The organism is Flavivirga algicola (assembly GCF_012910715.1).
Taxonomy (GTDB): Bacteria; Bacteroidota; Bacteroidia; order Flavobacteriales; family Flavobacteriaceae; genus Flavivirga; species Flavivirga algicola.
In genome coordinates this window covers 1-7,119 of record NZ_JABBHF010000001.1, presented here as the reverse complement: position 1 = coordinate 7,119, position 7,119 = coordinate 1, and the positions used below count along the sequence as shown (strand labels likewise).

Here is a 7,119-nt window from a genome sequence, read left to right as displayed (position 1 = left end):
GCCAAAGCGGCAGCCGAAGCAGCAGCAGCCAAGGCCAAGGCAGAAGAAGAGGCCAGAGCCAAGGCAGCAGCCGAAGCAGCAGCGGCCAAGGCCAAAGCAGAAGAAGAGGCAAGAGCTAAAGCCGAAGCAGCGAAATTAGCACCAACACCAGTTGATAATATTACTAAATCGATGAATGATTTATTAACAAGATTAGACGAAACGGTGGCTAGTAGAGATCAAGATCTTAAAGATTTAAAAGAGGAAAATGACTTAGGAGAGCAGGGTATATTTAAAGCGCCAAGACCTTTTAAAAGTATCACAGCAGAAAATGCAGCTCTAGAATCTTTAAAAGTAGAGCTTAATAATGTTATAAATACTCGGGATGAAGAAATAAAGGCATTAGAAAAGTCATATAAAGGTTCGATCAACCCTGCTGATTTAAAAATGTTAGAAAGATTAAAATCAGAGCAATTGGAAGCTTTAAAATCAAGAGAAAATTTAATGGCTACACTAGAAAAAATTAAAGTAGCTACAGAAATAGAGAGAAAAAGAAGAATTAAACGTGCGGCTTACGATAATGCAGATGATAGATATTCGAAAGACATGGCAACATTAAATAGAATCAAACAAACCACGCCAGCAAGTAGAGTACCTCTAAAAGAAGAAGATTTTGATTTTGGTGAAAAGCAGAGTAGTAACATACAAATTGTAAAAGGTGTTAAAAATACAGATAGCGGTTACTATTTAGTAATAGCTGTACATAACAATGTAGATAAAAGAGATGAGTTCGTAAGGAAGGTTGTATCGGCAGGTCAATCCAATATAAACTTCTTCTACGATGAAAATACTAGTAAATATTTTATTTACTACGAAAAGTTCAATAGTGTGGAACAGGCTACGAGAGCTTTACAATCTAAAGGAGATAAACCATATAATGGCAGAATGTCGATGGTTAAAATTGAAAATTAAGAATATGTAACAAAATTAGCCTAGCTATACTTTATCTGATTATGCCCCAATTTATGAGGATAAAGGAGCGTCAAATATAAACTATTATGAAAAAACCTACTATTTTAAAAAATGGACTGATTGTTCTGTTGATACTTTTCAGCATACAATTATTTGCCCAAAATCAAGTGCCCTTCACAACTAGATTTGATCAAGATTTGAAGGGTGATATCATTTTGATAGGTAACAATATTTTAGGCCCAAACAATAACGATTTCAATAATAACAATGTCTACAATCATACAAGGAATATGAGGTACATTGATATTGATTCGGATCCAACAACATTTAGTTCATCGAGTGCGGATTTAGAAATACCTATTAATCCCAATATTCCACTTGCAGCCAATGATTGTTATGAAATTGTACATGCAGGTCTCTATTGGAGTGCGGTCGATGATGGTTCAGAAGCTATTAACACTGTAAAACTTAGAGGGCCGACAGGAGGATATAATGATATAGTAGCAGATGACGTTATTTTTGATGCAGGCACAACATCGGTTGACGGTGGTGATAGTTTTCCGTATGCATGCTATGCGGATGTGACCAATATAATTAGGGCTTTAGGTACCGACCAAGGAACTTATACCGTTGCAAATGTATCTTCGGCTGAGGGGCAAACAGATACGTTTGATCCTAGGAATGGTACAGGATATTCTGCTGGTTGGTCTTTATTTATAGTATATCAAAATCCATCATTACCAGGTAAATCTATTACCAGCTTTGATGGTTTCAGTACAATTACGAGGGCTTTTAATCCTACGGTAGATATTTCTGTTTCAGGATTTAGAACCGTGCCAGCCCCGGCGCCAGTTAGAGCTAATTTTGCATTTGCAGCTTTAGAAGGAGATAAACCGATTACAGGTGACCGTTTAAGAATTAATGGAACCAGTTTATCGGATCTGGATCGATCCCAAACTAACTTTTTTAATAGTTCGGTAACGGGGCCACCTGCTAGGCAACCAAATAGTAGTAATACCTTAGGGTTCGACACAGGTATATTAGCTGTACCTAACCCCAGTAATGGTGTTATTGCTAATGATGATACAAGTGCTACCATACGTTTGGAAACCAGTGGGGATACTTTTTTTCCATATTTTTTCGCATTTGCGGTAGACATTATTGCACCAAATATGGTGCTTACCAAGACCGTTGAGGATACCTCAGGGAACAACATTGGAGGCGGACTAGTAAATCTTGGTGATGAGCTAAATTATGTAATAGGTTTTCAAAATACAGGAAACGATGATGCTACGGGGCTAACCATTAGAGATGTACTTCCAAATAATATAGAGTTTGATTACCCAGCCGATATGGGCTTATTGCCTCCAGGAGTTACGGTACAAAGCTATAATCCCGCAACGAGGGAACTTATTTTTGCTATAGACGATTCTGTAGTTGAGGAAAATGACCCTGTGCTTGATATTCGTTTTAAAGTAACCGTTGTAAGGGAATGTAGTTTGCTTAATGATGCCTGTGATAATATTGTAAGTAATCAGGCTTTTTCAACCTATAGAGGAACATTGAATCCTTTATTTGTCATTTCGGACGATCCAAGTTTCAGTACAAATACGGGGTGTCTCTTAATACCAGGAGCGACTAACTTTATTGCAGATATTGATTGTACCTTCGAAGAAGACGTGATTCTTTGTGGTGATAATGTAGTGTTGACTGCAGGTGATGATTATGATACCTATTCATGGTCAACAGATCCTTCAGGAACACCAGTAATTGGAACAACGCAATCCATAACGGTTACATCGCCAGGAACCTATTATGTACACAATACAGCAACGGCACCTTGTCAGTCTATCGATCAAATATTTAATGTCATTACATATGGCGCAGGGGTTACAAACCCAATAATTCCTTTTGCAGATCAGGTGGTTACCTGCCCTAATGATGGAAAGCAGTTGCCCAATATTTTCATGTGTGGTGCCACAGATACAAGATTTATAGATACCAACATTACAGATGCCAATTCCATAATTTGGGAACGGTTAGATGAAACCAGTTGCCCTGCAGTTGGCAATATAGATTGTGCCAATGAGGATGCTACCTGTACATGGAATCAGGTTCAAACGGGACCAGATTATTTGGTTGACACAGCAGGACAATATCGACTAACACTAAATTATACAGGAGGTTGTTTTAATGAATTTTTCTTCAACGTTTATGAAAACGTATTGGTGCCTACAGCAACATCGAATGATATTATATGTACCACACCAGGGGAAATTGTTGTAAATGATGTACCTAGTGGCTACGAATATAGTATTGATAATACAAATTATCAGGCAAGTAATACGTTTTCTATTACAACACCAGGTGTATATACTGTATATATTAGACAAGTAGGAGTAACACCTAACCCTTGTATTTTCACAGTACCAAATATTCAAATAAGAGAAAGAGATTTTACGGTTACTACAGATATTACACATCCTTTATGTCATGACGGGCAAGGAACTGTTTTGATAGCTGCCAATGATGTAAGACCGCAATATTATTATTCAATTTATAGTGGCGCCACATTAATCAATAGTGTTGGACCTATTGTAGATGGTGATTATACATTTAATAACTTAAACCCAGGAACTTATACCATAAATGTCTCTACAGATGATGGTTGTACTTTCTCAGGAGATATTACTATAAATAATCCACCATTGTTAACGGCCACTGCAGCATTAACAAATCCATTAACTTTTTGCCCTGCTGACCCTACAGATCCTAATGACGAGGACGATACAGGAGAGATAACGGTATATCCTGTTGGAGGAACAGCTCCTTACTTTTATTTTGTAAATAGCACGACGGTCTTCCAAACGGTACCAGAAATTGTTGTAACAGATCCAGGAGGTGTATATAATATAAGAGTCGTAGATTCTAATAACTGTTTTGTAGATTTATCAATAACAGTAGATCCTGTACTACCGCCAGATTTTAATATTACCAAGACAGATATTTTATGTGCAAGTTCTGGTGATGTAGGTGAAATAAACATTAATGTAACCAACCCTAATGGAAATACTTTAAGATATAGTATTGATAATGGAGCGACATTTGTTAATTCCCCAGTTTTTACTGGCCTTGCTGCTGGAGACTATGAGGTTATTGTTGAATATACTTCAGGACCAGATGTGTGTGAGTCTGAACCTCAAACAATAAGCATTATTGAACTTTCTCCTGTAACAGGAACAGCTACCTTAACCACACCTTATACATGTACTACAAATGGCGTTATTACGGTTTCTGGAGTTTCGGGAGGAACGGCGCCATATACCTATAGCATTAATGGTGTGACATTTCAAGCTGGAACAATATTTACAGGTTTAACAGATGGCACATATACAGTAACCATAAGAGATGCTAACAATTGTACATTTGTAACAGCGCCTATAATATTAGGTCCTTTAGATCCACCTACAGATTTGACTTTCACGGACAAAAGTTTTGATTGTAGTGATAATACATCTTCTTTTAATGTTAATTTACCATCTTGGGGTGGTGGTTTACCACCAATAAGATTTCAAATAATAGCCTTACCAGCAAGTATTCCTGTTGGTTCCCCATTATATAATTATTTAACTCAATTAAATTCAGATGGACAATATTCTGGGGTACCTGCAGGGACATACACTTTTCAGGTAACAGATAGAAATGGTTGTACTTACCAAGAGGATTATTACCTGGAACCAGAACCACCAATAGAAGTTACAGGAACGTTGTTAAATAATGTAACATGTTTCAATTCTTCAACAGGAGCAATTCAATTTGATGTAATAGGAACTTTTACAGGAGGTAACAATGTTTATGATTACGATATTACAGGACCTGTAAATAGCTCAGATACAAGACAAACAGCACCAACTATTACATTGAACAATGTACCAGTAGGTACATATGATATAACGGTAACTGAAAGAAGTACCGGGTGTACGGATACGGCATCAGTTACTGTTTCGGGACCTCCAACAGGTTTGGCCCTTACACTAACTCCTTCTCCAGTTACTTGTAATGTGGATGGTAGTGTTGTAATTAATGCCACTGGAGGTTGGGGCGGAAATACTTTTACGCTTACGCAACCAGATACAACTGTTTTAGGACCGCAAGGAAGCAATACTTTTGCAAACTTAACACAAACAGGAACTTATACGGTTGCTGTAACCGATTCTAATGGTTGTACGGCAACAGATACTTTTACTTTAAGCTCACCAACAGCACCATCTGCTGTTATTGATGCTACATCAGATTTATGCTATGATGCTGCTAATGCAGCAACATTAGTGGTAACAGCTTCGGGAGGACAAACACCTTATGAATATAATATTAATGGAGGTCCTTTTGGAACGAGTAATACCTTTGCTAATTTAACACCAGGAACTTATACTATTATAGTAAGGGATGCTTATGGATGTACAGTGACTTTACCTGCACAAACCATTGCGCCCCAACTAACTGTAAGTACAGTTCTGACAAAGGATTTGGATTGTACGGCGAGCCCTGATGCCCTGATAACGGGTACCATAGTTGGAGGTGTAGCACCGTATACCTACGAGGTATCGTTAAATGCAGGGGCCTATAGTCCATTGGGAGCCACAGGCACGCCTTTTACGTATTTGACGGCGACAGCAGGGGACTACCAGTTTAGAATCACCGATTCACAGAACTGCCAGGCAGAATCGGGCGTGATCACGGTCAACCCGATATCGAACCCAACGGCAACGGTAACCTCCGTGAACGCGACCTGTAACGGTGCGGCCGATGGTTCCGTTCAAATAGTACCGTCAGGCGGAGAAGGTCCATACACCTATAGCTTTAACGGCAGTGCATTTACAGCGACATCGTCATATACGGGATTGAGTGCTGGGACATATGCATATCAGGTAAGGGATAACAAATCATGTATTTTCAACGGTTCTGTAACATTGACGGAACCAACAAGTTTAGCGGCCACAGCAGCGGTAACGACACCGTTTAGCTGTAGTGCTGCCAATACGAGCCAACCAGGAACGATAACCGTGACTACCACTGCAGGGACGGGAACGGCACCCTACCAGTACAGTTTCAACGGTTCAGGGTACAGTGCCTCGAATACCTTTGATGTCAACGATAACGGTACGGACCAAACGATAAACTATTCGGTAAGGGATGCCCAAGGATGTATCTTTAACGGTTCGATAGTTATAAGCGCATTGAACCCTCCAACAGCAGATAGCGTTACAGGCACGCCGGTAACATGTAACGATGTGACCAGTACGGTTACGGTAACAGCTGCTGCAGGCACGGGCGTAGGCGCATTGACCTATGAGATAACGGCACCAGCTGCTTCGGCAACGTCCAATGCCACAGGAATTTTTACGGGACTGGCACCAGACACCTATACCTTTAGGGTGACCGATGCCGATGGATGTTATTATGAAACGACATACACGGTAGATCCAGTTATAAATATTGTCGTAACGGGCGCACTGATAAACGATGTGAGCTGTAACGGCGGTTCGGACGGCGCCGTGGACTTTACGGTCTCAAGTTTTTCTGGAACATATAGCTATACCATTAATGCAGGGGCAGCTGTAACAGGTCAATCGGCCACAGCCATTAACCTGACAGGTTTGCCAGCAGGAGACCAGGTAATCGTTGTAACGGACGAGGTTACGGGCTGTACGGATACGTTTACCGTTACGGTTACGGAACCCGCAAACCCATTGACATTTACCTCGTCATCGACCAATGTTTTTTGTTCGAACGATGAATCTCAGATCACGGTTACGGCCTCAGACGGTACGCCAGGATATAGGTATGCCGCCGTAGTAACAGGAAACCCGGCCCCAGCGGTAGGAGCCTACGGATCGAGCAATATAGTGACAGTCGATACGAATTCGGGAGCAGACCTGGTTTGGGATGTGTATGTAATGGATGCCAACGATTGTGTGACAATGAATACGGTTACCATTACCAGTGATGCATCGCCTACGATCAACCCAGTGGCACAGCAATGTTATGTTGGAAGCCCGCTTAATATCACCTTGGTAGAGGGAACGGGCACTGCCGTAGCCCCTCTGAGTTATAGTATCGGGGCAGGCTATCAGTCCAGTGCGACATTCTCAATAAGCGCACCAGGAA

General features: G+C 40.5%; 2 protein-coding genes. Both read left to right on the top strand.

Going from position 1 to position 7,119, the window contains the following annotated elements:
* Positions 1-951: sprD domain protein (locus tag HHX25_RS21130; RefSeq protein WP_169668773.1), on the top strand; the 951-nt coding region annotated here is incomplete at its 5' end.
* A gap of 86 nt (positions 952-1,037) precedes the next feature.
* Positions 1,038-7,119, top strand: a 6,082-nt coding sequence (locus tag HHX25_RS00005) for a beta strand repeat-containing protein (protein WP_169668770.1), incomplete at its 3' end; no start/stop codon positions are given.